This window comes from Oleiphilus sp. HI0066, from assembly GCF_001635725.1.
In genome coordinates this window covers 1-1,172 of the sequence record NZ_LWFH01001364.1, presented here as the reverse complement: position 1 = coordinate 1,172, position 1,172 = coordinate 1, and the positions used below count along the sequence as shown (strand labels likewise).

2 protein-coding genes are annotated in these 1,172 nt (G+C 46.8%); one reads left to right on the top strand and one right to left on the bottom strand.

Going from position 1 to position 1,172, the window contains the following annotated elements; genetic code table 11:
- Window positions 1-612: SDR family oxidoreductase (locus A3738_RS20725; RefSeq protein ID WP_156504378.1), on the top strand; the 612-nt coding region annotated here is incomplete at its 5' end.
- On the opposite strand, the gene A3738_RS20720 is transcribed toward A3738_RS20725, so the two are convergent.
- Window positions 609-1,172: M23 family metallopeptidase (locus A3738_RS20720; RefSeq protein WP_156504377.1), on the bottom strand; the 564-nt coding region annotated here is incomplete at its 5' end. The genes A3738_RS20725 and A3738_RS20720 overlap by 4 nt on opposite strands.

Genomic DNA, 1,172 nt, shown 5'->3' with positions numbered 1-1,172 from the left:
GCACCACTTACGCAATTTGCTTCAAGCATCGGCGGACATGCGATAGCGCTTGATCTAACAACCACAGATGCAGTTGAAGAATTACTTGGTTCAATCACATCTCAATTGGGAGTAATTGATATTGTTGTGCACAACGCAGGTATCACCCGCGATAAAACCTTGCGAAATATGAGACCGGAGCAATGGGATAGCGTGCTCAACCTCAATCTTGAAAAGATCATCAAAATTAATGAAGCTTTGATAGAGAAAAAAGCACTCGCAAAGAATGCACGAATAGTCGGCGTCAGCTCTATTTCTGGCATAGCTGGCAACTTCGGCCAAACAAATTATGCGTGTTCGAAAGGTGGGCTAGCCGGTTATACACAGGCTATGGCAAGCTCACTCTCTAACGGCATGACCATTAATGCTGTCGCACCAGGGTTCATAGAAACCAGAATGACAAGCAAGGTACCTTTTGTGCCAAGAGAAGTAGGACGCCGATCAAACGCGTTTTCACAAGGAGGTTTACCAATTGACGTCGCTGAGGTCATCGCCTTTATGTGCCAATCAGCATCACAAGCGATCAACGGTAATGTTGTGCGCGTTTGCGGCCAAAGTTTGCTAGGACGCTAAAAACCTTTAGGCAAATCAATATCAAGCACTAAGGCTGGATCAACACGTTGGTCCAGCCAGTTCATACGCCAATCAAGGTGAGGCCCTGTAGATCGACCACCTGAGCCAATCTTTGCAATCACGTCGCCTTGGCGAATCTCGTCACCCTCTTCCACCAAGATTTCGCTTAAATGAATAAAAGTGGAACTCAGACCGTAGCCGTGATCAACGATAAGCGTTCCGCCCGAGTAATACATATCAGGATGAACTAGCGTCACAACACCACTCGCTGGAGCGATTACCGGATCACCTGTTGGGCCGGCATAATCAATGCCGTAATGAGGCCGCTTAGGGACACCGTTATATACACGCTGACTTCCGTATACACCCGTAACTCTCCCCTCTGATGGCACCACAAACTTTGTAATGAAATCGGTTCGATCAAGCATTGTTTTGCGCGCTGATTTGACCAAAGCCGTTTCTTTACGGATTCGCTCTAAACGCTCAGGTGGTGGATTGACAGTCTTCTGCGGGACTCCTTCAATATATTGAGTTTTATAATCACGTTTTTTTAGGGTCAG